Here is a 25751-nt window from a genome sequence, read left to right on the forward strand (position 1 = left end):
GATGTATTCAATAAAAAATTACAAACTCATATTGGCTTCAGCATCTCCCCGCAGGCAGCAACTGATGAAAGATGCAGGGCTTACTTTTGAAGTAAGACAGAAGAAAATAGTGGAGGACTACCCGAAGGATTTGCCTTTGGAGAAAGTGCCGGAATATCTCTCTAAAGTGAAAGCAGAGGCTTTCCGGGAGGAACTGCAACCGGATGAAGTGCTGGTGACTGCTGACACGGTGATATGTATCCACGGTAAAATACTCGGGAAACCCGCCAACCGGGCAGAAGCAATCGGGATGCTGCAAGAATTGTCGGGAAATCGCCATTTGGTGGTGACAGGCGTGAGCGTAACGACAAAGACAAAACAGATATCTTTCTCGGCATTGACAAATGTATTTTTTAAAGAGTTATCTGACGAAGAAATAGAGTATTACGTGGATGTATATAAACCTTTCGACAAAGCCGGGGCTTATGGCATACAAGAGTGGATCGGTTACATCGGTATCGAACGTATCGAGGGGTCTTTTTATAATGTTATGGGGCTTCCGGTGCAGAAACTGTACGAAACTTTACGAATGTTACAATTTTAAATATATATAACTATCTAAAATACCAGTAAATGAGAAAAATTACATTATGTTTTTTGGCTTTCATACTGATTGCCTTACCGGGTTTCGCGGATGAAGGGATGTGGATACCGATGTTGTTGAAGAAATACAACATTGAAGATATGCAGAAAGCCGGATTTAAGTTAACGGCGGAAGACATCTACGATATTAACCAGGCTTCGTTAAAAGATGCCGTGGTTGGTCTCGGGAGAGAGGGATCGCCTTTTCAGCATTTTTGCACGGGAGAAATCGTGAGTGACGAGGGATTGATGATCACGAACCACCATTGTGCTTTCGGTATGATACAAGCTCACTCTAGTTTGGAACACAATTACTTGCGTGATGGTTTTTGGGCGAACTCGAAAAAGGAAGAATTGACCAATCCCGGAACGACGGCTTCTATCCTTGTGCGTATGGAAGACGTGACTGAGAAAATCAATGCCGCCTTAAATAGCAATATGTCTGAGGAAGAGCGTGCCAAAAAGATAAAGGAAGTTAGTCGTAAGCTTGAAGCAGAAGCCGTCAAAGGCACGAATCTGCAAGCAAATATTAAACCCTATTTTAACGGGAATCAGTATTTCATGTCTGTTTTCAAAATTTACCGGGATGTACGTTTGGTCGGAGCGCCTAACTCGGCTATCGGTAAATTCGGGGGTGACACGGATAACTGGACGTGGCCTCGCCACACGGGTGATTTTTCAGTACTTCGTATTTACGCTGGACCGGACAATGAACCCGCTGCCGTTTCACCCAATAACGTCCCTTACAAACCGGCTAAATTCTTCAAGGTTTCTGCCCGGGGGGTAAAAGAAGGTGATTTTACCATGGTTTTCGGTTATCCCGGAACTACGAACGAGTACTTGACTTCTTATGCTATCGATCAGATCGCTAACGTGGAAGACCCGCACAAGATCAAGATTCGAACGGCAAAGTTAGAAGTGATTAACGCGGCTATGGAATCGGATGAATTATTACGTATCAAATATGCGGCTAAAGCAGCCAATGTTGCCAACGCCTGGAAAAAATGGCAGGGAGAGATCAAGGGATTAGACCGATTCAGCACGGCTGACAATAAGCGGATACTGGAGCGGAATTTCAACCAATGGGCACAAGCGAACGGGAAAACGGAATATATCGGCTTGGTTGACCGTTACAAGAATTTGTATGATGCTCGTCAGGAATATATTCTTGCAGCCGCTTACGCTACCGAGGCTGGGTTGCGGGGTGCGGAAGTGATCGAGTTAGCACGTAATATAAAACAGATTCTGGAAGTTTACGACCAAGCCAACGACAAAGAGGTTTTTAAACAAAGGGTGAAAGAATACATCCAATCTTTCTATAAAGATTACGATGTCGCAACAGATGAACGCATTCTGGTTGAAATGCTTAAATTATATAACAACGAGGATTTGGATAATCAATGGATACCGGAAGTTGTACGTCTTTCCCCGAAATATGCCAAAGGAAACGCTTACGAGCGGTATGCGGCAGATCTGTTCAAGAAATCGATATTTGCCCACGAGGATCGTCTGTTGGCATTCGTGAATAATTTGAACGATAAAACGATCAAGAAAATCGAGAAAGACCCGATATACATGATGATGGAAGGCATCCAAAACTTGTTCATGGAGAAAATCCGTCCCGAGTTAGGACGCATCGAAAGGGAGATAAATAGTCTGAACCGTCTGTGGATGGCAGGTCTGATGGAAATGCAGCCTGACAAAATCTTTTATCCGGATGCCAACTCCACGTTGCGCATCGCTTACGGCAAGGTGGCTGGTTACAAGGCACTAGACGCCGTGTATTACACGCCTTACACCACATTGAAGGGAATTATGGAAAAAGATAACCCGAATATATATGACTATGATGTTCCGCAGAAATTACGGGAACTATACAAGAACCGTGATTTCGGTCCGTACACGCAAGACGGGGAGGTTCCGGTATGCTTTATTGCTACCAACCACACGACCGGCGGAAATTCCGGTAGTCCGGTGTTGGATGCGGAAGGCAATCTGATCGGTCTGAACTTCGACCGGGCGTGGGAAGGGGTGATGTCTGATATGCAATACAGTCCCGAGATTTGCCGGAATATTGCCGTCGACATCCGTTACGTGCTTTTTATCATAGACAAATATGCCGGGGCAAAACATTTGATAGAGGAGATGGAGATTATTCACTAGAATATATTTCAGATCGTATTTTATATTCGAGAGGTCAGGTTATTCTGACCTCTTTTTCGTGTAGATGGGATTCAATTATTATAAGATAATTATTATCTTTGCGTATTGAGAATAAAATTACGTTTTATGGTACAAGTAAACAATCCGTTCGTGACAGGAGGATACGTGTCAGCGGAATATTTTTGCGATCGGGAGCTTGAAAGCGAGGAATTAGTAAGACAGGTGGCTAACGGTAACAATCTTGCTTTAATTTCGACTCGAAGAATGGGGAAGACCGGATTAATTATGCATTGTTTTGCCCGGCATGAAATAAGCAAGGAATATTACACGTTTTTCGTGGATATATATGCCACGAAGTCTTTGCGGGATTTCGTGTTTTCCTTGAGTAAAGTAATCGTAGAGCAATTGAAACCCTTTGGCAGAAAAGCCCTGGAAACTTTCATCCGTTGCGTGAAGACATTGCAAACAGGAATTTCTTTCGATGTTTCGGGTAATCCCTCTTTCAATGTACAGTTAGGAGATATACATGACTCGGATGTCACGCTGGACGAGATTTTCAAGTATCTGAAAGCAGCAGGTAAACCGTGTATTGTGGCTATTGATGAATTTCAGCAAATAGCTTCTTACCCGGAAGATAACGTGGAAGCTTTATTGAGAACGCACGTTCAACACTGCACGAATGCCCGGTTCATTTTTGCCGGTAGTCAACGGCACGTAATGGGAAATATGTTCTTGAGTGCATCCCGTCCTTTTTATCAAAGCGTATCGATGATGTATTTGGAATGTATTGATATTGATAAATATACAGCATTCGTTCGTTGCCATTTCGAGAAAGCGGGTAAAAAGATCGCTGATGGAATCGTGGAAACCGTTTATCGGCGTTTTGAGGGAATCACGTGGTATATCCAGAAGATGTTCAACACTCTTTTCATGTTAACAGAGAAGGGTGAGGAATGTAGCGAGAAAATGATAGAGATAGCCCAGGAAAGTATTATCAGCAGCTACAGATACAACTACGAGGAAACTCTCTTCAGATTGCCCGAACGTCAAAAAGGTTTGCTTGTTTCCATTTCCAAGGAGGGGAAAGCGACTAACATTACTTCCGGGGCATTTGTAAAAAAATACAAACTTACCTCGCCGAGTTCCGTGCAAGCTGCACTAAAGGGATTGTTGGAAAAAGATTTTATCACCTCCGAACACGGGAATTATGCCGTGTATGATAAGTTTTTTGCCATTTGGTTGAATGCAAATTATTGAACGGACTATAAAATAACAAAGTCGTAAAATCAATGCCTGACATGAATTTTACGACTTTGTATGTTTTATGTATTAGAACTTATGTCAATCGTTTGTTGACAACGTCCCAGTTGATGATATTCCAATAGTTCTCGATATATTTCGGGCGGGCGTTTTGGGTATCCAGGTAATAAGCGTGTTCCCAAACGTCGATGGTTAATATAGGTTTCTTGCCGTGTTTCAACGGGGTGTCGGCATTGCTTGTCTGCATGATTTCCAGTTTCCCGTCTTTGCCAACAACCAACCATCCCCATCCTGAACCGAATAAGGTAGTGGCTGCTTTTGCGAAAGCTTCTTTAAAAGCATCGAAGCTACCAAAGGATTTATCGATCAATTCTTTCACTTTACCAGTAGGGGTAGTCTTTGCGGCATTATGCGGTTGAAAGGTTTCAAAATAGAATATATGGTTGTAAGTCTGCGCGGCATTGTTGAATATTCCGCCCTCGGACTTAACCACGATACCTTCCAGGCACATTTTTTCAAATTCCGTTCCGGCAATTAAGTTATTCATGTTCGTGATATAGGTAGCAAGATGTTTACCATAGTGGTATTGGATCGTTCTCTCGCTGATATAGGGTTCTAATGCGTTTTCCTTATAAGGTAGGGTCGGTAATTGAAATTTATTGTCTGCACCTCTTTTGTTGATCATATCAGATGACATCAACACGTCTAAATCTTTGAATTCTTCAGGTTTCATATCCTTATGTTTTAAATTAAACTGTTTTTAAATTTAGTGATTCTATTGGATAGAAACGATAAATTATAAAAAAAGTTTCATTATTCGGAAGAAATTTTAGCAAGGTATAAATGCGAAAATAGGAGAGAAGCCTAGAAGACAGAGGGGAAAAAGACGAAAAAACAGATACTAAATATTTCGAGAGAAATACTTAGAAGTATATAAAAACAATACGGTACGTTGAGAAATTAAAAAATCCCCCAACATTCAATTGTTGGGGGAAAAATCATTTTAGCGTACAAGTACAGCACCAAAGTCTAATTTGGTAATGTTGTTCGAAATATTTTGTATTGCAGTTAAAGCTTCTGCCGGAAGATTAACTCCTAAAGCTGGTAATATGGCAGGAAGCATAGCAACAACGGTTTTAATAGTTGTTGTATCCAGGTAGATGGTCAACTTACCATCTTTAAAAAAATAGTTCAAGCTAATAGCTGATAGAGCTGCGGGAATCTTGTTATCCGTAATCGACTTGAATTCTTCACTTTGAGTACTAATTGAAAGTACACTTCCCTGTACAGTATAAGTTGTTTTTATACTTCCTGCTTCATTATCCTTGGTGTATAAAATTTTCAATTCAGAATCAGATACAAACTCGATGCCTCTAAAATATTTTGCCATCTGTTGTTTTGCATAGGGTTTTAGAAGGGTTTCCACTGTTGCAACGGGAACACCATCTGCGGGAATGTATCCTTGTATACTCTCGGGGAGCATAGCTATTATTTCTGCCGGAATTTCAATTTTGTCTTTTGCATATTTAAAATCCAAATATACATCCCCCTTTGTTCCATAATTCCAAGTTCCTGTAAGAGTTTCATCAACTTTGTCATCGTCATCACTACAAGACGAGAACCCCACACACGCTGCGAACAGCACAGCCACTAGATACATTAATTTGTTTTTCATACTTAGATTAATTAAAGATTTGTCGTTTAAATTTTAATGGTTATTGATGCCCCGAACCGAGAAGGAGCTCCGGATTGACCGGAGTTCAGGTATTCGGGTAGATTTTTGCCTACCGGACTGTTAAACATGTAGCAGAAAAAGGCTTTATTCAAGATGTTTTTCCCCCACAGGTGAAAGTCTATGTATTTTCCCGAAACGCCGAAATCCATGTTCCATAGGAAATAAGGATTTTGTTTTAAGGTATTGGCTTCATCAAAATACTGTTTGCCGAAACCTGTCACGAAAGTGGATGCCATGAAAGACTTGAACAAGGATATATCTACATTTTTTTGATAAGAAAATCCCGTGTTCATGGTAAATTCAGGCGCCATCACGATCCTGTTACCCTCGTACTCCTTCGTCAGATGGTGGTAATATTCCGAATTACTGTAACCCGCTGCAAGGAAATAAGTCAAGTGGGGCAAGCATTCCCACGTCAAATCCATTTCTGCTCCAAAACTGCGGGCATCCCCGGCATTCTTAATGCTAGGTCCCATCATCTCCATCACGAAGATTTGCTGGTCTTTCCAATCAATATAGAAAAGAGCCGCGTTCACGTTGAAACGCCCGTTTCGGCTGAAGTATTTTGTCCCGATCTCGTAATTCCAAAGAGTTTCTTTGTCATACTCCAACTTCACGACTTGTGAGGTCATGTCATTCGCGATGATATTATAACCGCCCGCCTTGTATCCCTTGGAAACGCTGGCATAAGCGGAGATTCGCGTGTTCCACTTCTTCAGAACGGAGAATTTAGGCAACCAGGCACTATACGAGTTGTCCTCCTCCCAATCGTGATAGCCGGAGAAATCTTTAGCCCCGTGGAATAACAAACTATCCCGGTAATCAAGGGACGCTTTCTCGTAATCGTACCGCAATCCCACGGTGATAAACAACCCAGGAAGTATATTCTTGAGAGTAACCTGCCCGTAACCCGCTATGCCCCACGTGTTCGTATTGTTGTAATACAGCGTCTTGTCCAAGTTGAGAGGAAGCAATAATTTACGTTCCGTACCGAACGTGGCGAGATAATCGTTCGTCAAGTCCTTGTAGAACCCGAACGTCCCTATTGTCCAATCGAGTTTTTCGCTTGCCGTGGATTGGTAATTGATCTCTTGAGTCACCAGATTTTGCTTCGACTCTTTCTGGTTTTGAAACACGTCATGGAATGTAAAATCGGCATCTAGTTCTTGCTCGTCTTTCGTCCACGAATAGGATGTAATCCAGCTCAATGCGGTCCGGTCGAAAAGTTTACGGGCATTCAGGTAAGCTGAAGCCAAATCCCGCTTGTAGGAAGCGTCGGCATTGTAATTTACCCGGTAGCGGTGAACTTTCAATGAATCGATGGCATGGTAAGCGTACCCGTCGTCGAAACTATGGTTGTAGTTCGCCCCCAAGGTAACCTGCCACATGTCGTTCGTGTGCAGCCGCCCCTGGTAACGCACGTTGTACGAATCGGATTTGTTAGGTTTTCCGCCCGTGAAATCGTTCTTGAAATACCCGTCCGTTCGGTTGTACGAAAAGGATACCTTATTATACAAGTAATCTCGGAGGGGGAGATTTGCCGTGAGCATATAATTCTGAGAGTTGTAACTCGAAACCCCGGCTTTCGCCTGTAACGAGAAGGTCTCGGCAGGTGGGTTCGTTCTGATATTTATTAGCCCAATAATACTGTTTCGCCCGTAGAGAGTGGTTTGCGGACCTCTCAATACCTCGATTTGTTTAATATCGTAGAGATCGAAAATAAAAGCATTCTTGTCGAATACCGGCACCCCGTCCACGTACAGCCCGACGGGTGGCGTTCCCGAAACCGTCCCGATTCCTCGCACGTAAAGTGGGGTAGAGAGTTTCAACCCGCCTTCCTGCATATAAAAGTTTGGGATTCTTCCCGACAGGTTGCGCAAGTCCGGGTTATTCTCGTTCAGCAAGTATTTACCCGAGATCACGCTCAAGGCAATGGGTATCTCGCTGATAGACAATTCTCTTTTTTCGGCGGTAATAGTCACTTCCTGCAATTGCTTGATCGCGCTGAATGTGGAATCGTTTGTCTGCACGACCGCTGAACGTTGAGCTGATAAAGTACCGCAAAGTGTCAATAATAGCGCCGTGCTATATAGTTTTCGCATATTTTTATCAATGAATAAATGATTAAACGTGTCTGTCATTTGTCCTGTAATAAATTTTTAAATGAACATAATTAAACAAGGACACGTCGGGGGCGCTCTCAACGTTTTTAGGGTTAAACGGGGATTTTTATACTCCGCCGGTGGTGTGTACGATAGCCATTCATGACTGTCGTAGACCGGAATAAATGTTTTCTTGACTTCAGTCCTTTTTTGTTCTTTGTGTACCTCGTGGTAATGAACCTCCTCGTTTGTTGTGAAATGATAAACATGAACGACATTCCCCGGAAGAACTCCCGGGTGCTTTGCCTCGCTTTTCGAGTAGAAACAGACCACGAAAAAAGCAGAAACAAGCAGGTACACGAATATATTGACTGATGGTCCTATGAAAAACATACTGCAAATCTATAAAAATATTAGCTAATAATTGAAAGAGAAAGAAAAAACTATTATTATGGGTGACTTACATCGTATCCCCCGGTAATTACACGGGAATTTCCCGGTATGAAAATTAGAATATTTCTAAATTACGACAAAATCAACTAGAATTCGTTGCGATTATAAAAAAGATAACGATATTTGCACTCGATATAAATTTGTAACAATTACAAATTAGAAATGAATACAATTCAAGACACGAGAGAGTATATGCAACGATATGATATAAAGCCGTCCGTGCAGCGAATGGCTATCATGGATTATCTTATGGCAAACAGGGTACATCCCACGGCTGATGAGATATACGGTGCGTTGTACCCGGTGATGCCCACGTTGTCGAAAACAACGGTGTACAACACTATGCGCCTGTTCATGGAGCAAGGGGCAGTGAAGGCTCTCGTGATCGACGAAAAAAATGTGCGGTTTGATATTGACACGAGCGATCATGCCCATTTCATGTGCTTGGGATGCGGGTGCGTGTACGATATTCCGATAGAGAACCGGGACGCAATCGTGTTGGAAGGAGTGGGGGAGTTGATAATCACGGAAACACACCTTTATTATAAAGGGTATTGCAAGAAATGTGCGGAAGAGAAAGGAAAAATCATATAATTAATTCATTAAAAAGAGTGCGTTATGAAAAAATTTATTTGTTCTGTATGTGGCTACGTTCACGAGGGAGATGAAGCTCCTGAATTTTGTCCTCAATGTAAACAACCGAAAAGCAAATTCAAAGAATTGGTAGAGACGGAAGGTGCCCTTACGTTTGTTGACGAGCATCGTATCGGTGTAGCCCAAGGTGTTGACCCGGAGGTTTTGGAAGGATTGAGAGCACATTTCAACGGGGAGTGCACGGAAGTCGGCATGTACTTGGCAATGAGCCGTCAAGCTGATCGTGAAGGTTATCCGGAGATTGCCGAGGCTTTCAAGCGTTACGCTTGGGAAGAAGCAGAACACGCTTCCAAATTCGCTGAATTGTTAGGCGAGTGCGTGTGGGATACCAAAACAAACTTGAAAAAGCGGATGGAAGCCGAGGCTGGTGCTTGCGAGGATAAAAAACGGATCGCTACTTTAGCTAAAAAGTTGGATTTGGATGCTATCCATGATACCGTACACGAGATGTGTAAAGATGAAGCACGTCACGGGAAAGGTTTTGAAGGACTTTATAACCGTTATTTTAAATAGTTTTAAATATTCGGATTCTGATAAATGTATCGGAGCCATTTCTTTTTACAAAGGATGGCTCCGATTTTTTATTGAATTCCCCCTTTTCCCCGTATCGAAAAAACACAAATAGGATTTGTCTTTTTCTTCCTGTGTTTTTACAGAAAACCCAATGAGAAACATAGGAAAATCCAAGGTAATAATCTCACACTGTCGTGTTGTGGTCGTTTTTGCTCTAATGTTTCTATATAAAAGATTATAGGAGGTATACAGTATAAACGGAGATAGAACGAGGGAGAGGTATTATTAGGGTTAATCTTCTTTGGGTTTACGATGGGCTCTCTGTATGATCATACACTCTACGTGTCGTGTAACTATATCTTCCGATTTTTTTGTATTATTAACGTAACCTTGTGTGTCTATTTCCCGTATTCGTGTACAAATTCATTTAACACGGAAATTTGTATGAGAACTTATAGATGCGAGGACGTCACCTTAACAGATAAAGGCATAGACAGTAAAGGATGGTTGTGCAACCCACGAGAAAAAGGGAAGAAACCGGCTATCATAATTTTAGGACCCAAGAATACCTCAACAACCCCGGTATCGTTGCAATACGCAACACGTTTGGCAAATTACGGGTACGTGGTATTGGGATTGGAAGAGATGCAGAACGTGAAAGCTGCTATCGATTACTTGAGTTTAAAGGAAGAAGTAGACCCGGACAAGTTGTACGCCATCGGTATTTGTAACGGTACAAACGAAGTATTGGCGGGAACGGAAGCCGATAAACGATTGAAGGCAATAGCTCTTGTATCTGGTTGTTACAGGCGGAAAGAGGCTTCAAAAGTAAAAGTGCCTACTATCGTTATCCACGGTGGTGAGAACGAGAAGGAATACCAAGCGGCGAGACGCGTGTATGACACAATTCGCGCAGAAGAAAAATTAGCGATATGGGAAGGTTCTGTAACCCACGCTCAATATTTTGAAGACCCGCTTGTGCTGGACAAGACTGTCCGTAACGTGTTCCGTTGGTTTAAAACACATTGACAACCACACACTATATACTGAGGGGGCTGTGCAAACAGCCCCTTTTATCTGTTATATCCTACTATCTACTATTTCCTCTATTTCCACCATTTATAGAAATGATGAACAGCACCATGTCCGTGCCCGATTCTATATTCCGCTGCGATTTCTATTGCCCCGTGCAGGTAGTCGATGGCTGCTTTCACGGCTTTCTCCATGGGGTAGTCGTGGGCGAGATAGGCGGCTACGGCAGACGATAAAGAACAGCCTGTCCCGTGCGTGTTCACCGTGTCGATCTTTCTCGTGGTATAACGATATTCCCGGTTGTTCTCGTAGTCTACCAGCACGTCGGTGATTTCCTCGCATTCCAGGTGTCCGGCTTTCAGAAGTATGTTACGGGCGCCTATATTTTTCATTCTCGGAATGGAGGCATACAAGTCTTCCTGCGTGTTGATTTTCATCCCGGATAATATCTCAATCTCGAAGGTGTTCGGGGTAATCACGGATGCTAGCGGGAAAAGTTCCTGCTGAAGTATCGCAATAGCCTCTTCCTGCACGAGAAGATCGCCGGAGGTGGCAACCATAACGGGGTCGACCACGATGTGTTTCACTGGGTAATCCCGCAACACCCTTACAATCGTGCGGATAACATCGATAGAATGCAGCATACCGATTTTCACGGCATTAGCCCCGATATCATCCAGACAAGCCCGGATCTGTGCTTCAATGACACGAACGGGGAGGGGGGCTATTGATTTTACCCCCAAAGTATTCTGCGCGGTAACCGTAGTTATGGCGGTCATAGCAAAACAGCCACACGCTGAAATGGTTTTCAGATCAGCTTGTATCCCGGCACCTCCGCCACTATCGGAACCGGCTATGGATAAAACTCTTTTATAAGTTCTCATCGTGATTCTATTTATTAAAACGGTCTGGCATACAAGACAAATATCGTCGGACGCTTATTTATGTCCGGCTTCTCGTGTTTCCAATCCTTTACCTGCATTGTTTTTATATATTCGTTTTCTGTCGTGATGTCACAAGCCACCGTGAGGCGCGTTACGGGAGAGAGGGAGGACACGATGTCCTCGAGTAACTGCAAATTACGATACGGCGTTTCGATGAATATTTGGGTACGATTCTCTGCCGCTGATTGTTTCTCGTAGTTTTTCAATGCCTTCACGCGTTCCGAACGGTTGACAGGGAGGTAACCGTTAAAAGAAAAATTCTGACCGTTACACCCCGAAGCGATGAGCGCGAGCAGGATGGACGAGGGACCGACAAGCGGTACCACTTGATAGTTGTGGCGGTGTGCCAACGCTACCAGTTCTGCCCCCGGATCGGCAATGCCAGGACAGCCGGCCTCCGAGATTATACCCATGTCATTATCTTTCAAATAAGGTATATACGTCTCTATATCCTTGATGTCCGAGTGTTCGTTCAAATCCAGGAAAGTAAGTTCGTCAATATTGATCGCTTTATCTATTTTCTTCAGGTACCGCCGGGTATTCTTGATATTTTCCGTGGCAAAAATCCGGATACGTTTGATCACGTCGATCACGTCGCAGGGGATCACCCGCTCGACGGTTGTTTCTCCTAATAAATTAGGAAGCAAATATAATTTTCCCATAAATAAATTGTTTGCGGCAAATATACGGGATTATTCCGAATCTTATTAATTTTGCGGTAAATAGTTGTGAACGGATGAAAGTTACGATATTAGGAAGTGGAACTTCGCAAGGAGTACCGGTGATTGCTTGTGATTGCGAGGTTTGTCGCTCTACGGATGAACACGATAAACGGTTGCGAAGTTCCGCGATGATTGATATAGGAGATAAGAAGTTGATTATAGATGCCGGACCCGATTTCCGCACCCAGATGTTGCGGGCAGGAGTGAAGGACGTGAGAGCGTTGTTGTTGACACACGAGCACAAAGATCATATCGGAGGCTTGGACGATATACGAGCGTTTAACTGGGTGAAACAGGGAGAGGTTGAGGTGTATTGTAATTATTTAACCATGAGGGCAGTACAAAAGGATTACGACTACGCTTTTATGAAATTCCGGTATCCCGGGGTACCGGAAATGAATATTCACGTGGTGGAAGAGGAACCTTTCCGGATTGATGACGTTGAGGTTATTCCCGTCACGGTGATGCACCATAAACTACCGATCACGGCATTCCGTATCGCAAATTTCGCTTACGTTACCGATGCCAATTTTATCCCAGAAGAAAGTATGAAAAAACTGGAGGGAGTGGAGTATCTCGTGATCAATGCTTTGCGCAAAGAACCCCATCTATCCCATTTTACGCTAGGACAAGCATTGGAGGTCGTGAAGCGGTTGAACGTGAAGCAAGCGTATATCACACATATCGGTCATCAAATGGGGTTACACGGGGAGGTTTCCGACGAATTGCCCGACAACGTGAAGTTGGCATACGATATGTTAGCTTTCGAATTTTGATTATTGCTTAAAAAAATTTCCTTTAATCCATCGTTTTTATTACATTTGTGGGATTTTGGTAGGATAGGGGTGATATTGATGTCAACATTCTATCAAACAATGCGTTAAAAGAGTAATTTAATATTATAAATGGAAAACGTCGGAGAAAAAATTATTAAGATCAACATCGAGGAGGAGATGAAATCTTCGTACATTGACTATTCAATGTCGGTGATCGTGTCGCGTGCATTGCCTGATGTTAGGGACGGTTTGAAACCGGTACAGAGAAGAGTATTGTTTGGAATGAGCGAATTGGGTGTAACGTCCGGCAAGCCATTCAAAAAGTCAGCAAGAATCGTGGGAGAGGTGCTCGGAAAGTATCATCCTCACGGGGATAGCTCGGTGTACATGGCAATGGTACGTATGGCTCAAAGTTGGTCTTTGCGTTATCCGCTGGTGGACGGGCAAGGAAACTTCGGGTCTGTCGACGGGGATAGCCCTGCCGCCATGCGTTACACGGAGGCTCGTTTAATGAAAATCTCGGAAGATATTCTGGCTGATTTGGACAAGGATACGGTAAACATGATCCCGAACTTTGACGAATCGTTGAAAGAACCGAGCGTCTTGCCGACCAGAATACCTTTATTATTAATAAATGGTGCTTCGGGTATTGCCGTGGGTATGGCTACGAATATGGCTCCCCACAACGTAGCAGATACAATTGATGCTATTTGTGCTTATATCGACAATAATGATATTGAGATCGATGATTTAATCCGGATCATTAAAGCTCCAGACTTCCCCACGGGAGGTAGTATCTACGGGTATAGCGGTGTGCGGGAAGCTTATCACACGGGAAGAGGTCGTGTCGTGATTCGTTCCAAAACATCCATCGAAACAACACCTCACGGGCGAGAGAAAATTATCGTGCATGAAATTCCTTACATGGTGAATAAAGCCGAATTGATTTCCCGTATAGCCGACTTAGTGAACGATAAGAAAATAGACGGTATCTCGAATATCAACGACGAATCTGACCGCAGCGGTATGCGTATCGTGATCGATCTGAAAAAAGACGCGATCGCCAACGTGGTTTTGAATACCTTATTAAAACACACGGCTCTTCAAACTTCTTTCGGGGTAAACAATATTGCTTTGGTAGGAGGCAGACCCCGGTTGTTGAACTTGAAAGACCTTATCCGCCTGTTCGTGGAACATCGCCACGAGGTGATTACCCGCCGTACTCAATTCGAGTTGAAACAAGCGGAAGACCGTGCTCATATTTTGGAAGGTTTGATTATAGCCAGTGACCATATTGATGAAGTAATCCGTATTATTCGCTCGTCTAAAACTCCGGACGAGGCAAGAGCTACTTTGATGGAAACCTTCTCGTTGAGCGATATTCAGGCTCGTGCTATTGTAGAGATGAGATTACGTCAATTAACAGGCCTGGAACAAGATAAGTTGAGAGCAGAATACGATGATATTATCAAGGTTATCGAGCACTTGAAAGAAATTTTGGCGAGTCTGGAATTGAGAATGCAAATTATTAAAGATGAACTTTTGCAAATAAAAGCACAGTACAATGACGAGCGCAGAACAGACATCGTGTACGCATCCGAAGAATTCAACCCGGAAGATTTCTACGCTGATGAAGAAGTCGTGATCACGATTTCGCACATGGGATATATCAAACGTACCCCGCTGTCCGAATACAAGGTGCAGAATCGCGGGGGAGTCGGTTCCAAAGGATCAGCAACCCGTGACGAGGACTTCCTGGAACACATGATTATGGCAACCATGCACAATACCATGTTGTTCTTCACGGAAAAAGGAAAATGTTTCTGGCTGAAAGTTTGGGAGATCCCGGAAGGTTCCAAGCAATCCAAAGGTCGGGCAATACAAAATCTGTTGAATATCGAGCCGGATGATAAAGTGAAGGCTTATATCAACACGTTGGATTTGAAAGAAAACGACTATATTAATAGCAACTATATCGTGTTGTGTTCAAAGAAAGGGATTGTCAAAAAGACGACACTTGAGGCTTACTCTCGTCCAAGAGCGAACGGAGTAAACGCAATAACGATCAAAGAGGGAGACCAATTGTTGGATGCCAAGATGACAAACGGCGAGAATGACATCATGATTGCCGTGAAATCCGGTAAGGCTATCCGCTTCCCGGAAGAAAAAGTACGTCCCATGGGTAGAACGGCATCCGGTGTTAGAGGAATCACCCTAGATAGCGAGGAAGATGAAGTGATTGGCATGATTTGTGTTGAACCAGATAAAGCAGACGTGCTGGTCGTTTCTGAAAATGGATATGGAAAACGCTCTAGTATTGAAGATTACCGTATCACGAACCGTGGCGGTAAGGGTGTGAAGACCATTAACATGACGGAAAAGACCGGAAAATTAATTGCGTTGCTGGATGTCACGGATGAAGATAACTTAATGATTATCAATCGTTCCGGCTTAACGATCCGGCTTGACGTGAGCACGTTGCGAGTTATGGGACGTAACACGCAAGGAGTAAGATTGATTAATTTACGTAATGACGACGCTATCGCTGCCGTTGCCAAAGTTTCAGCGTCAAAAGAGGAAGATGTACCAGCAGAAGGGCAGGAAAATACGGACGCGGAAGAAACCGGAGAAAGTAGTGAAGAATAATTATTTATAAATGATATCTAATTGGAACACAAATTTTAAACGTATGAGAAAACTAACTTTTATCATTGCCCTTCTGCTTTGCGCGAATGTGTCTTTCGCGCAAATGGGAAAAGTGACATCTGCTGTTAGCTTTTACACGCAGGGAAAGCTAGATAAAGCAAAAGAGCTAATCGATGAAGCTATCGGACACGAGAAATGCGTGAACAACCCGAAAGCCCACTTCGTGAGAGGACAAATCTACCAAGGTATTTTCGAGAGTCAGGATGAAAATTACAAGAAATTGTCTGCAGATCCGCTTCCGATTGTTTGGGAATCTTATCAAAAAGTAATACAGTTGGATGAGAAGAAAAAGTTTGAAAAAGATTTAAAGGCTCAGTTTGCTAATTTGGTTATTGACTTCACGAATCAGGGTATCGTGTGCTACAATCGTGGTACAGCTGCTGAAGATGCGAAAAATGCTGAAGCTGCCAAAGCTGATTTCCAAGCAGCCCTAGACAATTTCAAGAGAACTTTGGATATAAACGCTTCTCCTTACGGAACGCAAAAAGTAGACACTGCCGTTATTTACAATGCCGGTGTAGCAGCCCATAAAGCCGGACTGGTAGATGAAGCTATGGAATTCTACAAAAAATCATTGGAATTAGGTTATGAGGCAAACCGGATTTATGCCATGTTGGCTAGTATTTACCTGGGAAGAAGCCGCGACGCAAAAGAAAACGGGGATACGATTACTGCGAAAGCTATTCAAGAAGAAGCTGTTAAGTACTTGCAGGAAGGACATAAGTTGTTCCCGAATGACGAATATATGTTGATCGAGTTGATTAACTATTATTTGCAAGGGGATACCCCGGGAAAAGCTGAAGAATTTCTGGATGCTGCTATCAGATTGGAACCCAATAAACCGGATTATTATCGCGCAAAAGGTTCTTTATACGAGAAAATAAACGAACCCGAGAAAGCAGAACAGATGTATATCAAAACGTTGGAATTAGCCCCGAATGATTTCTTCGCTCAATACAACTTGGGAAATATTCATTTGAACCGCGTGATCGAAGATCATAAGATCGTTCAGGAAATCGTTGATGTTAAGGAATATAACGCAGAACTCGCTAAAATTATGGACAAATACGAGGCTGTAGTTCCTTATTTCGAAAGAGCCCTTGAATTGCAAGCGAACGACAAGAACACGCTGACTACTTTAAAAGAATTGTATTATCGTTTGCAAGCAAGCAAAAAACAATATCAAAGCAAGTATGATCAGACGGTCGAGAAACTTAACAATCTGTAATAGATAGATATAAAAGAAGAGGGAAAAACTTCCCTTTTCTTTTTTGTATATGTTATTTATCATAATCGCAATTATAAAACTTTTATATGATTGCGTTTTTTTCCATTATGATTCTTCATTCTCCAAAGTTGTTGTTATATTTGTAAATCAAAATAAGAAATTCTAAACACCTAAGAAACAAGATTCATGCAAAACAAAGTGGTGATTATTACAGGAGCATCTTCCGGTATTGGTAAAGCGTTGGTTTATGAATTTGCTAAACGTGGCGCCAAAATTGTTATGGGCGCTAGAAACATGGAAGAACTGAAAAAAATTGAGGATGATTTAAAATCACAAGGAACAGAGATTATTTCCGTGCAGACAGATGTTTCGAATGAACTGGATTGCAAAAATCTTGTGGAAAAAGCTCACGAACGCTTTGGAAAAATAGATACACTCGTGAATAACGCCGGAATCTCCATGCGGGCTCTGTTTGAGGATTTGGATTTGGAGGTCATACGACGTCTGATGGATGTTAATTTTTGGGGAACGGTGTACTGTACAAAGTATGCTTTACCCTATTTATTGCAAACAAAAGGTAGTCTGGTTGGCATTATTTCAGTTGCGGGATTCCTCGGGTTACCCGGAAGAACCGGTTATTCAGCCAGTAAATTTGCAGTCCGAGGATTCTTGAACACGCTACGTGTCGAGAATTTGAAAAAAGGTCTGCACGTGCTTGTTGCCGCACCCGGCTTCACGGCTTCTAATATTCGAAAAACTGCTTTAGTTGCTGATGGTAGCCAGCAAGGCAATAGTCCGCGGGCCGAAAACAATATGATGAGTGCGGAACGATGCGCGGAAATCATTGTAAATGGCGTTGTTAAACGGAAGCGAGAGATTGTAATGACTTTGGTTGAAGGGAAAATATCCGTGTTCTTGAGCAAATGGTTTCCCAGTTTACTGGATAAGTTGGCTTACAGTCATATGGCGAAAGAACCGAATTCTCCGTTCAAATAACAAGTAATTAGTTGCATGAGGTCTGTTGTTATTGTATTTTTTATTCTTACTTTGTCCCAGAATTTTCTTTTCGCTCAAGAAAAGAAACACTCTCGGGTGATGCCGGTACATCCTTCGTACGTGTTGCCGGTAAAACATACTCGTGCAGATTCTATTTCTCATACCGTTCCTCAAATAAAATACGTCTACCAATACTTGAAAAATACACATATAAATAATCCTGCCACTCGTTACGCTCTAGATAACTTGAAAAGGGATCGGTACAAGTATTACGAACTGAGTCGGGCAATCAGAATTTTGAGAGATTATGCTGAAAACGAGCATATTAAATATATGCTGAATTACGTGAGAACGTATTTTGAAACAGTTAAAGCCAAAGAAGAGGCTATTGCAATGATTCAAGAGCGTATATCGAGGGATAGTCTTGATTTTTACCGGGCTAACCCGGAATTGGATTCTTTACATTTGTTGGATTCTACCCGGTATGATATATTTTTGAATCAGGATCTGGAAGCCCTGCTCGCTTTTATGGAGCAGGACGAGAATTATCAATGGATGAAAGAAAGAAGCCGTGATTCTGTTTTGATCACGATTTTGGGTGCTTCCGATCGTTCAAAAAATATATGGCTGAACACGGGACGTGCTGAATACCATCGTATGATGACGGAGAATTTCGTCGGGGACTCTATCGGTGGCTGGATAAAAGTGATGCCACGGGGTAAACAGATTAAATTTCTACTGGATAATGATGTCTACCAGACACGAAGATTCGCTTTCCGGCAAGAACAACCGGAAGAATGTTTGCTGGTAGCTTCCGATTCTGCTTATTTCGTTTTGGCTGAAATGAAAATCGGTACAATAGAAAGACGGCATTGGACTTATTATTCCGATGTTTCATTATCGTTCGGACAAGGTTTTATCAGTAGCAACTGGGCTAGCGGTGGTGAAAATTCGCTTTCTATTCTTTCCGATTTGAAATATTTTGCCACTTACAAGAAGAGAAGTACAACGTGGGAAAATTCATTCCGCTATCGGTTGGGGGCTTTAAAGAGCGGAAGTGAAGATTTAAGTAAAAATGAGGATAAACTGGAAATACAATCCAAACTCGGTGTTAAGGCGTTCCGGCACTGGAATTACGCTACCCAGTTTGATATGAATACCGTATTGTTCAATTCATACAACGCCTCGGACAGAGAAACCGTGATTGCAAACTTTTTGTCACCCGGTAATTTTACTTTATCTTTGGGTTTGGATTATAAACCGAAGGATAATATCTCGTTATATCTCTCCCCTATTGCCGGGCAGTGGGTATATGTACGGGATACAAACTCGGTGGATGTCACCCGGTACGGTATTGAAGCCGGAAAAAGATATAAAAGTGATGCCGGAGCCAAGATTGAGTTGAAGAATAAGCACACGCTTTTTAAATTTCTCAACGTGGATAATCACTTGATGCTGTTTTCAAGTTATTACGAGCAACCGGAGAAACTCACGGTTGATTGGCGGTTGACATTGAATTTTAGAATAAATTACTTTATGCAGACATCAATATACGCCAATGCTGTGTATAACCAGAACGATTCAAAAAAGATACAGTTTAAAGAAACATTGAATATAGGAGTACATTTTAGATTTTAAACATTATGATGAACTTTGATTCTTGTGAAATTAATAATATCGTGATCCATGACATCGGTAATAAATACGAAGATGGTCAGTTACGCCTTTCCGAGTCGTGCTTCTTGCCGGATGATATGGATGTACACAGTTTATTGAAGAGTTATTTCCTCTCCCCTTTCAAAAAGGATGCGTATTACCGTTTTGCACCCGTGGAGGAAGATTTGTATAACAATTTGGTGTATAGCACGGTAAACTCCATCTTCGAGGATGATGCCCGTTTCTATGAAGCCTCCGTGAATATAGCCCAACATTTGTTCGACCAATCCAATCACCCGAATATCAAGGCAGGAGAACTCTATATGGTACATTTTAAGAATTGTGTGCTGGAAGAAGGTCCTTGTGATGCTATTGGTATTTTCAAGTCGGAAACAAAAGATACTTTCTTGAAAATCATTCTTAACGAGAATAGTTACCAGCTTGAAAGCGAGAGAGGTCTTAATATCAAAAAGCTGGACAAGGCTTGTTTGATATTCAATATCGACGGGGAAAACGGTTATCGGGTAAGTATTCTTGATAAAACCAATTCTTCGGAGGCAATTTATTGGACTACTGCTTTCCTGGGATTGGAACAATGTGAGGATAATTATTTCCAAACTTCTAATTACCTGAAACTTTGTAAAGATTTCGTGCAAGAGGTCTATAATCAAGAAAACGATATACCCAAGGCAGACCAGATCGATATGCTGAATCGTTCTATCGATTATTTTAATAAGGCTGATGTGTTCAACGAGAGCTTGTTCAAAGAAGAAGTCGTCAGTGATCCCCAGATAATCAATGCTTTTGAAGATTTCAAAAACTATTACGAGGAAAAGAACGAGTTGGCTTTAAAAGACCAGTTTGATGTTTCCAACAGTGCCGTCAAAGACGAAAAAAAATATTTCAAGCACGTGCTGAAATTGGACAAGAATTTCCACGTGTATATTCATGGGCAAAAGAAATACATCGAGAAAGGTTATGATGCAGATCGGGATATGAATTATTATAAATTGTATTTCCGGGAAGAAAACTAATACTTTTACCTGATGAGCAAAATGGCAAAGAGAATTCTTGTATTTTTTGCGGTGATCGCCGTACTCGGGATCGCCTTGGGAGGTGTCGGTTATTATTATGTGTTTTCGCCTAACACGGTGGTGACGGATGATGGGATTCTTTATGTCCGGGATGGTAATTCCGTGGCTCAAGTGTTTGAAACCTTGCGAAGCCGGGGGTATATCAAACATCCTAACACTCTCAGTCGCGTGGCAAAGTTGAAAAAGTATTCTTCCCAAGTGAAGCCCGGGAAATACAAAATTCGAGATGGTATGAACAACAACGAGCTGATTAATATGCTTCGGGCGGGAAATCAAATTCCGGTTCATTTCACATTCAATAATATGCGGACGCTGGAAGAATTTGCCGATGAAGCCTTTGAAGATTTAGCCGTTTCCAAAGGCGAGTTGATGGGCTTGCTTACCGATCCGAACGTACTTGCTGAATTTGGTTTTAATTCCAATACTATTTTGGCGATGTTTATTCCCAATACTTATGATATTTATTGGAATATATCGGCTATGGATTTATTGAAGCGTATGAAGAAGGAGTACACTCGGTTCTGGAATGAAAAACGTATAGCAAAAGCCCAAGAAATGGGATTAAGTCCTGAAGAAGTAATCACTTTGGCATCTATTATTGAAGAAGAAACCATAAAAGCAGAAGAGTACCCTGTCATTGCCGGGGTTTACATCAACAGACTGAACAAAGGAATCAAGTTGGATGCTTGTCCCACGTTGAAATTTGTGCTTGGTGATTTCACGATCTCCCGGATTTTGGATCGTTACCTGACAATAGATTCACCTTATAATACTTATATGTATGCGGGGCTTCCCCCGGGACCAATTCGGATGACTTCCATAAAAGTTATTGACAGCGTACTGAATTACCAGAAACATGATTATTTATTCTTCTGCGCTAAAAGCGACTTTTCCGGATATCATAACTTTTCCCGTACCCTCCGACAACACAACGCTTATGCCCGTGAATATCATAAAGAACTAAATAAACGGAAAATATGGAAGTAAGAGAAGCTAAACTAAAACCGTGTGGCTGGAAACTAAAATGGGCGATTTCTTTGTAAATCCGAAGTAAAGTTGTAACTTTGCGGGCGATAAAATAATTTTTATTACTTTAATGTATTAATAAACAATCAGTTATGTTGAATCATTACGAAACCGTTTTCATCACAACTCCCGTTTTATCTGAAATACAGGTAAAGGAAGCGGTAGAAAAATTCAAAGCTGTTATTGCTGAAAATGGAGGCAATATCGAGCACGAGGAGGCTTGGGGACTACGCAAGCTGGCTTATCCAATCCAAAAGAAGACGACAGGTTTTTATCACTTGATCCAATTCGAAGGAGAAGGTTCTTTAGTTGACAAACTGGAAACTTCTTACAGACGAGACGAAAAAGTGATTCGTTTCTTGACGTTCAGATTAGACAAGTATGCTTACGAGTATGCACTGAAAAGAAGAGCAAAAAATCAAGTAAAACAAGAGGAGAAATAAGCCATGGCACAGAACGAAAGTGAAATTAGATATTTGACCCCCCCAACGGTTGAAATCAAAAAGAAAAAGTACTGTCGATTCAAAAAAGCAAAAATCAAATTTATCGACTACAAGGATCCGGAATTTTTAAAGAAATTCTTGAACGAACAAGGTAAAATTCTTCCCAGAAGAATTACCGGAACTTCTGTAAAGTACCAAAAGAAAGTAGCAACCGCCGTGAAGAGAGCAAGACATCTTGCTTTGTTGCCCTACTTAACCGACTTGATGAAATAATTTTAAGGAAGGAGGACACAAATGGAGATAATTTTATTGACAGATATAGCAAACTTGGGACACAAAGATGACATCGTTGATGTTAAACAAGGTTACGGTCGTAACTATCTTATCCCTCAAGGTTATGCTATTTTAGCAACCCCTTCAGCTAGAAAAGTTGTTGCAGAGAACTTAAGACAAAGAGCTCACAAAGAAGCAAAATTGAAAGCTGAAGCAGAAGAATTAGCAGCACAATTAGCAGAAGTAAAACTTACCATCGGCGCTAAAACTAGCTCTACCGGTAAGATTTTCGGTTCTGTTAACAGCATCATGATTTCTGAAAGTCTGAAAGAAAAAGGTTTCGATATCGACCGCAAGAAAATCATGCTGAAAGACGTAAAAGAAGTAGGAACTTACACCGCTCTCATCAAACTTCACAGAGAAGTTAAAGTTGATGTTGAGTTCGAAGTAATTTCTGAATAATTAAAACAAGTCATTAACAAGACTTAAACGCATTTCCAAACATATTCCAAACGCTAAAAGCACCCTCTCAAGGGTGCTTTTTTTATGAGAAAAGTCGTATCTTTGTAAATATTTTGGAAGGACAGATATGAGCAAGCAGAGAATTGAGTTGAAAGGAATACGGGTTCACAACCTGAAGGATATTGATCTGGATATAAAATTGAATCAACTGGTGGTGATTACCGGAGTTTCCGGAAGTGGTAAGTCTTCATTAGCTTTTGATACTTTATATGCCGAGGGACAACGTCGTTACGTGGAGAGCCTTTCTTCGTATGTGCGTCAATTCCTTGGAAGATTGAATAAACCGGAATGCGATTATATCAAGGGCATCCCTCCTGCCGTGGCTATCGAGCAGAAGGTGAACACCTCAAATCCTCGGTCAACGGTAGGTACCTCCACTGAATTGTACGATTATATAAAACTTTTGTACGCGAGAGCCGGCAGAACGTACTCTCCGGTTTCCGGTGAAGAAGTGAAACGTCATAGTGTAGATGATATTAGCAAATACGTTCTAGATCAAGATACAGATCAAGTTGCTGTTATCATGACAAAATCCAAGGACATGACAAACGAGGGACTTCCTCTTTTGATTAGCCAAGGATTCGCAAGATTGAAATATGGCGATGAATTTATCCGAATCTCCGATTTGATCGACAAACAAGAAGTGCTTGATCCTGTGAAGGAGATTTTTCTAGTGATCGACCGAATCCGAGTCAATCATGAAAAAGATACGATTTCCAGAATCAAAGATTCAATTGAAACGGCTCTATACGAGGGCGATGGAACTTGTTACGTGGAAATCGATGGTAAAATAAAGTCCTTCTCAAATAAATTTGAAGCAGACGGAATCACGTTTCAAATACCAACAATCAACACGTTCAGTTTTAACTCTCCTATCGGGGCTTGCCCGAAATGCGAGGGATACGGTAAGATTTTGGGAATAGACGAAGACCTCGTGGTGCCGAATAAATCCTTGAGTGTTTATGATGATGCCGTCATGTGTTGGCGGGGAGAAAAAATGAGTGAATGGAAACACTATTTCGTGCAAAACGCACACAAGGTAGATTTTCCCGTGCATACCCCCTATTATGAGTTGACTGAAAAGGAAAAAAATATTCTCTGGAACAGTGAAAGCGGAATCTACGCTTTCTTCGAGTATCTAGAATCCAAGAAGTTCAAGATACAGAACCGGGTGATGATTGCACGTTATACCGGGAAGACGAAGTGCCCGGTATGTCATGGAACTCGTTTGAAAAAAGAGGCTACTTACGTGAAAATAAGTGGTAAAGCGATTACCGAACTCGTGGATATGCCGATCACGGAACTGAAAACGTTTTTCGATACACTGAATTTATCCGAACACGATCGAACGATTGCCGCTCGTATACTTCCGGATATTCATAATCGAATCAATTTCTTGCTGGATGTCGGTCTTGGTTATTTAACTCTCAACCGTTTATCTTCTTCTCTCTCTGGGGGAGAATCACAACGTATTAATTTGGCAACTTCCTTGGGATCAGCCTTGGTCGGCTCCTTGTATATTTTGGATGAACCGAGTATCGGACTACACTCCCGAGACACGGATCGGTTGATTGACGTGTTGCATCGTCTTCGAGATTTGGGCAACACTGTTGTTGTCGTGGAGCATGACGAAGATATTATTAAATCAGCCGATGAGATTATCGACGTGGGACCGTTAGCCGGACGCCTGGGAGGTGAAATCGTTTTTCAGGGTTTACTAAAAGAACTTACTAAAGCGGATACATTGACTGCCGATTATATCTATGGTAAAAAAAGCATTCCGGTTCCCGCGATCAGGAAAAAATCAAGCCGCAAAATCGAACTTTCCGGGGCAACGGAAAATAACTTGAAAAATATAAATGTCACGATTCCTCTAGGAATCATGACGGCGGTGACCGGTGTAAGTGGTTCGGGGAAAAGTACATTAATCAAAACGATTCTTGTGCCTGCCTTAAAAAAATACTACGGGGATTATTCCGACCGTACCGGAAGTTTTAATAAATTGTCCGGTGATGTCGACTTAATACATGGAGTCGAGTATATAGACCAGAATCCGATCGGGAAATCTTCCCGTTCCAATCCTGTCACTTACTTGAAAGCGTGGGATGATATTCGAAAAATATATGCGGACGAGAAATTGGCTAAATTAAACGGTTTCAAACCGGCTCATTTCTCTTTCAATGTTCCGGGCGGGCGTTGCGAAGAATGCCAAGGAGAAGGAATAATCAAGGTCGAAATGCAATTCATGGCAGACGTCTACCTGGAATGCGAGCATTGCAAAGGAAAACGGTTTAAGGACGAAGTGCTGGAAATCAAGTATAAAGACAAAAATATATATGATATTCTGGAGATGACGGTAAATCAAGCCGTTGAATTTTTTTCCTCCGGGACAAGCCATAGCGAGCGTAGTATCGTGTCAAAATTGCAGAAATTGGTTGATGTCGGACTCGGGTATATCAAATTGGGGCAGTCTTCCAGCACGTTGAGTGGCGGAGAGAGCCAGCGGGTGAAATTAGCGTATCACCTAAGCCAAGAAAATGCAGATCCCACGTTGTTCGTGTTTGACGAACCCACGACTGGATTGCATTTCCACGATATTCACAAGTTGATGGATTCCTTAAACGCATTAATCGACCGAGGACACACGGTATTAATCATCGAACATAACATGGACGTGATCAAATGTGCCGATAATATCATAGACTTGGGTCCCGAGGGAGGAAGCGAAGGGGGCTACCTGGTGTTTGAGGGAACTCCGGAAGAGTTGGTAAAATGTAAAAATTCATACACGGGTAAATATCTTGCAGAGAAGTTGCGAACTAAATGATATAA

Annotated in this window: 23 protein-coding genes; 17 read left to right on the top strand and 6 right to left on the bottom strand. The window is 42.0% G+C overall.

Annotated features, from left to right (window positions below; all coding sequences use genetic code 11):
• Position 1 precedes the first annotated feature (1 nt).
• From BN8899_RS16810 to BN8899_RS16820, 3 genes are all read left to right on the top strand, one after another.
• Complete coding sequence (locus tag BN8899_RS16810) at positions 2-583, top strand: Maf-like protein (protein WP_065220268.1); 582 nt, start codon at positions 2-4, stop codon at positions 581-583.
• 29 nt (positions 584-612) lie between these two features.
• Positions 613-2784 (top strand): S46 family peptidase, encoded by a 2172-nt coding sequence (locus BN8899_RS16815; protein WP_065220269.1) that lies wholly within the window; start codon positions 613-615, stop codon positions 2782-2784.
• A 126-nt stretch (positions 2785-2910) separates the two neighbouring features.
• Positions 2911-4041: an AAA family ATPase gene (locus BN8899_RS16820; RefSeq protein WP_065220270.1), complete on the top strand. Its 1131-nt coding sequence runs from the start codon at positions 2911-2913 to the stop codon at positions 4039-4041.
• A 79-nt stretch (positions 4042-4120) separates the two neighbouring features.
• On the opposite strand, the gene BN8899_RS16825 is transcribed toward BN8899_RS16820, so the two are convergent.
• The 4 genes from BN8899_RS16825 to BN8899_RS20845 all read right to left on the bottom strand — a co-directional run bounded on the left by BN8899_RS16825 (position 4121) and on the right by BN8899_RS20845 (position 8274).
• Positions 4121-4729 carry a superoxide dismutase gene (locus BN8899_RS16825; RefSeq protein WP_065220790.1) on the bottom strand — a complete coding sequence of 203 codons (609 nt, stop codon included), beginning with the start codon at positions 4727-4729 and terminating at the stop codon, positions 4121-4123.
• Positions 4730-5047: 318 nt separating this feature from the next.
• Positions 5048-5719 (bottom strand): hypothetical protein, encoded by a 672-nt coding sequence (locus tag BN8899_RS16830; RefSeq protein ID WP_065220271.1) that lies wholly within the window; start codon positions 5717-5719, stop codon positions 5048-5050.
• A gap of 26 nt (positions 5720-5745) precedes the next feature.
• Positions 5746-7881 (bottom strand): TonB-dependent receptor, encoded by a 2136-nt coding sequence (locus tag BN8899_RS16835; protein ID WP_065220791.1) that lies wholly within the window; start codon positions 7879-7881, stop codon positions 5746-5748.
• Positions 7882-7938: 57 nt separating this feature from the next.
• The gene (locus BN8899_RS20845; protein WP_148375505.1) at positions 7939-8274 is read right to left on the bottom strand and encodes a hypothetical protein; all 336 of its coding nucleotides are present in this window, start codon (positions 8272-8274) and stop codon (positions 7939-7941) included.
• A 222-nt stretch (positions 8275-8496) separates the two neighbouring features.
• On the opposite strand from BN8899_RS20845, the gene BN8899_RS16840 reads away from it, so the two are divergent.
• The 3 genes from BN8899_RS16840 (at position 8497) to BN8899_RS16850 (ending at position 10530) form a co-directional block, all read left to right on the top strand.
• Positions 8497-8928 carry a Fur family transcriptional regulator gene (locus BN8899_RS16840; RefSeq protein ID WP_018336371.1) on the top strand — a complete coding sequence of 144 codons (432 nt, stop codon included), beginning with the start codon at positions 8497-8499 and terminating at the stop codon, positions 8926-8928.
• Between the two features lie 24 nt (positions 8929-8952).
• Entirely contained in the window at positions 8953-9501 is a 549-nt protein-coding gene (locus tag BN8899_RS16845; RefSeq protein WP_018336370.1) for an NADH peroxidase, read from the top strand.
• A gap of 444 nt (positions 9502-9945) precedes the next feature.
• Positions 9946-10530, top strand: a complete 585-nt coding sequence (locus BN8899_RS16850) for an alpha/beta hydrolase (protein ID WP_018336368.1) — start codon at positions 9946-9948, stop codon at positions 10528-10530.
• A gap of 77 nt (positions 10531-10607) precedes the next feature.
• Here BN8899_RS16850 and thiD read toward each other — a convergent pair whose 3' ends face one another.
• Entirely contained in the window at positions 10608-11417 is an 810-nt protein-coding gene (gene thiD / locus BN8899_RS16855; RefSeq protein WP_065220272.1) for a bifunctional hydroxymethylpyrimidine kinase/phosphomethylpyrimidine kinase, read from the bottom strand.
• Between the two features lie 14 nt (positions 11418-11431).
• Positions 11432-12139: an SAM-dependent methyltransferase gene (locus BN8899_RS16860; RefSeq protein ID WP_018336366.1), complete on the bottom strand. Its 708-nt coding sequence runs from the start codon at positions 12137-12139 to the stop codon at positions 11432-11434.
• A gap of 74 nt (positions 12140-12213) precedes the next feature.
• On the opposite strand from BN8899_RS16860, the gene BN8899_RS16865 reads away from it, so the two are divergent.
• The 11 genes from BN8899_RS16865 to uvrA all read left to right on the top strand — a co-directional run bounded on the left by BN8899_RS16865 (position 12214) and on the right by uvrA (position 25746).
• Positions 12214-12975, top strand: coding sequence for an MBL fold metallo-hydrolase (locus tag BN8899_RS16865; RefSeq protein WP_026207229.1), 762 nt, complete (start codon positions 12214-12216; stop codon positions 12973-12975).
• 129 nt (positions 12976-13104) lie between these two features.
• Positions 13105-15621: a DNA gyrase subunit A gene (gyrA, locus tag BN8899_RS16870; protein ID WP_018336364.1), complete on the top strand. Its 2517-nt coding sequence runs from the start codon at positions 13105-13107 to the stop codon at positions 15619-15621.
• A gap of 43 nt (positions 15622-15664) precedes the next feature.
• Complete coding sequence (locus BN8899_RS16875; RefSeq protein WP_231932408.1) at positions 15665-16909, top strand: tetratricopeptide repeat protein; 1245 nt, start codon at positions 15665-15667, stop codon at positions 16907-16909.
• A 186-nt stretch (positions 16910-17095) separates the two neighbouring features.
• Positions 17096-17905 carry an SDR family oxidoreductase gene (locus BN8899_RS16880; RefSeq protein ID WP_065220274.1) on the top strand — a complete coding sequence of 270 codons (810 nt, stop codon included), beginning with the start codon at positions 17096-17098 and terminating at the stop codon, positions 17903-17905.
• Positions 17906-17920: 15 nt separating this feature from the next.
• Positions 17921-19543: a DUF3078 domain-containing protein gene (locus BN8899_RS16885; protein ID WP_231932409.1), complete on the top strand. Its 1623-nt coding sequence runs from the start codon at positions 17921-17923 to the stop codon at positions 19541-19543.
• Positions 19544-19548: 5 nt separating this feature from the next.
• The gene (locus BN8899_RS16890; RefSeq protein WP_018336360.1) at positions 19549-20595 is read left to right on the top strand and encodes a nucleoid-associated protein; all 1047 of its coding nucleotides are present in this window, start codon (positions 19549-19551) and stop codon (positions 20593-20595) included.
• Between the two features lie 21 nt (positions 20596-20616).
• Positions 20617-21642 (top strand): endolytic transglycosylase MltG, encoded by a 1026-nt coding sequence (mltG, locus tag BN8899_RS16895; protein WP_231932410.1) that lies wholly within the window; start codon positions 20617-20619, stop codon positions 21640-21642.
• 134 nt (positions 21643-21776) lie between these two features.
• Positions 21777-22124, top strand: a complete 348-nt coding sequence (gene rpsF, locus BN8899_RS16900) for a 30S ribosomal protein S6 (protein ID WP_026207228.1) — start codon at positions 21777-21779, stop codon at positions 22122-22124.
• A gap of 3 nt (positions 22125-22127) precedes the next feature.
• Positions 22128-22397, top strand: a complete 270-nt coding sequence (gene rpsR / locus BN8899_RS16905) for a 30S ribosomal protein S18 (protein ID WP_018336357.1) — start codon at positions 22128-22130, stop codon at positions 22395-22397.
• Between the two features lie 21 nt (positions 22398-22418).
• Complete coding sequence (rplI, locus tag BN8899_RS16910; RefSeq protein WP_018336356.1) at positions 22419-22859, top strand: 50S ribosomal protein L9; 441 nt, start codon at positions 22419-22421, stop codon at positions 22857-22859.
• A 127-nt stretch (positions 22860-22986) separates the two neighbouring features.
• Entirely contained in the window at positions 22987-25746 is a 2760-nt protein-coding gene (uvrA, locus tag BN8899_RS16915; protein WP_065220276.1) for an excinuclease ABC subunit UvrA, read from the top strand.
• Positions 25747-25751: the final 5 nt, after the last annotated feature.

The sequence above is a fragment of the Butyricimonas sp. Marseille-P2440 genome, assembly GCF_900091675.1.
Classification (GTDB): Bacteria; Bacteroidota; Bacteroidia; order Bacteroidales; family Marinifilaceae; genus Butyricimonas; species Butyricimonas synergistica.

What these genes read in the sequence shown, in the direction of transcription:
- BN8899_RS16845 (WP_018336370.1), top strand. Translation starts at nt 8,953, where the DNA reads ATGAAAAAATTTATTTGTTCTGTATGTGGCTACGTTCACGAGGGAGAT.
- BN8899_RS16860 (WP_018336366.1), bottom strand. Translation starts at nt 12,139, where the DNA reads ATGGGAAAATTATATTTGCTTCCTAATTTATTAGGAGAAACAACCGTC.
- BN8899_RS16885 (WP_231932409.1), top strand. Translation starts at nt 17,921, where the DNA reads ATGAGGTCTGTTGTTATTGTATTTTTTATTCTTACTTTGTCCCAGAAT.
- gyrA (WP_018336364.1), top strand. Translation starts at nt 13,105, where the DNA reads ATGGAAAACGTCGGAGAAAAAATTATTAAGATCAACATCGAGGAGGAG.
- BN8899_RS16890 (WP_018336360.1), top strand. Translation starts at nt 19,549, where the DNA reads ATGATGAACTTTGATTCTTGTGAAATTAATAATATCGTGATCCATGAC.
- rplI (WP_018336356.1), top strand. Translation starts at nt 22,419, where the DNA reads ATGGAGATAATTTTATTGACAGATATAGCAAACTTGGGACACAAAGAT.
- BN8899_RS20845 (WP_148375505.1), bottom strand. Translation starts at nt 8,274, where the DNA reads ATGTTTTTCATAGGACCATCAGTCAATATATTCGTGTACCTGCTTGTT.
- thiD (WP_065220272.1), bottom strand. Translation starts at nt 11,417, where the DNA reads ATGAGAACTTATAAAAGAGTTTTATCCATAGCCGGTTCCGATAGTGGC.
- rpsR (WP_018336357.1), top strand. Translation starts at nt 22,128, where the DNA reads ATGGCACAGAACGAAAGTGAAATTAGATATTTGACCCCCCCAACGGTT.
- mltG (WP_231932410.1), top strand. Translation starts at nt 20,617, where the DNA reads ATGGCAAAGAGAATTCTTGTATTTTTTGCGGTGATCGCCGTACTCGGG.
- BN8899_RS16835 (WP_065220791.1), bottom strand. Translation starts at nt 7,881, where the DNA reads ATGCGAAAACTATATAGCACGGCGCTATTATTGACACTTTGCGGTACT.
- BN8899_RS16810 (WP_065220268.1), top strand. Translation starts at nt 2, where the DNA reads ATGTATTCAATAAAAAATTACAAACTCATATTGGCTTCAGCATCTCCC.
- BN8899_RS16880 (WP_065220274.1), top strand. Translation starts at nt 17,096, where the DNA reads ATGCAAAACAAAGTGGTGATTATTACAGGAGCATCTTCCGGTATTGGT.
- uvrA (WP_065220276.1), top strand. Translation starts at nt 22,987, where the DNA reads ATGAGCAAGCAGAGAATTGAGTTGAAAGGAATACGGGTTCACAACCTG.
- BN8899_RS16825 (WP_065220790.1), bottom strand. Translation starts at nt 4,729, where the DNA reads ATGATCAACAAAAGAGGTGCAGACAATAAATTTCAATTACCGACCCTA.
- BN8899_RS16865 (WP_026207229.1), top strand. Translation starts at nt 12,214, where the DNA reads ATGAAAGTTACGATATTAGGAAGTGGAACTTCGCAAGGAGTACCGGTG.
- BN8899_RS16840 (WP_018336371.1), top strand. Translation starts at nt 8,497, where the DNA reads ATGAATACAATTCAAGACACGAGAGAGTATATGCAACGATATGATATA.
- BN8899_RS16850 (WP_018336368.1), top strand. Translation starts at nt 9,946, where the DNA reads ATGAGAACTTATAGATGCGAGGACGTCACCTTAACAGATAAAGGCATA.
- BN8899_RS16830 (WP_065220271.1), bottom strand. Translation starts at nt 5,719, where the DNA reads ATGAAAAACAAATTAATGTATCTAGTGGCTGTGCTGTTCGCAGCGTGT.
- BN8899_RS16815 (WP_065220269.1), top strand. Translation starts at nt 613, where the DNA reads ATGAGAAAAATTACATTATGTTTTTTGGCTTTCATACTGATTGCCTTA.
- BN8899_RS16875 (WP_231932408.1), top strand. Translation starts at nt 15,665, where the DNA reads ATGAGAAAACTAACTTTTATCATTGCCCTTCTGCTTTGCGCGAATGTG.
- BN8899_RS16820 (WP_065220270.1), top strand. Translation starts at nt 2,911, where the DNA reads ATGGTACAAGTAAACAATCCGTTCGTGACAGGAGGATACGTGTCAGCG.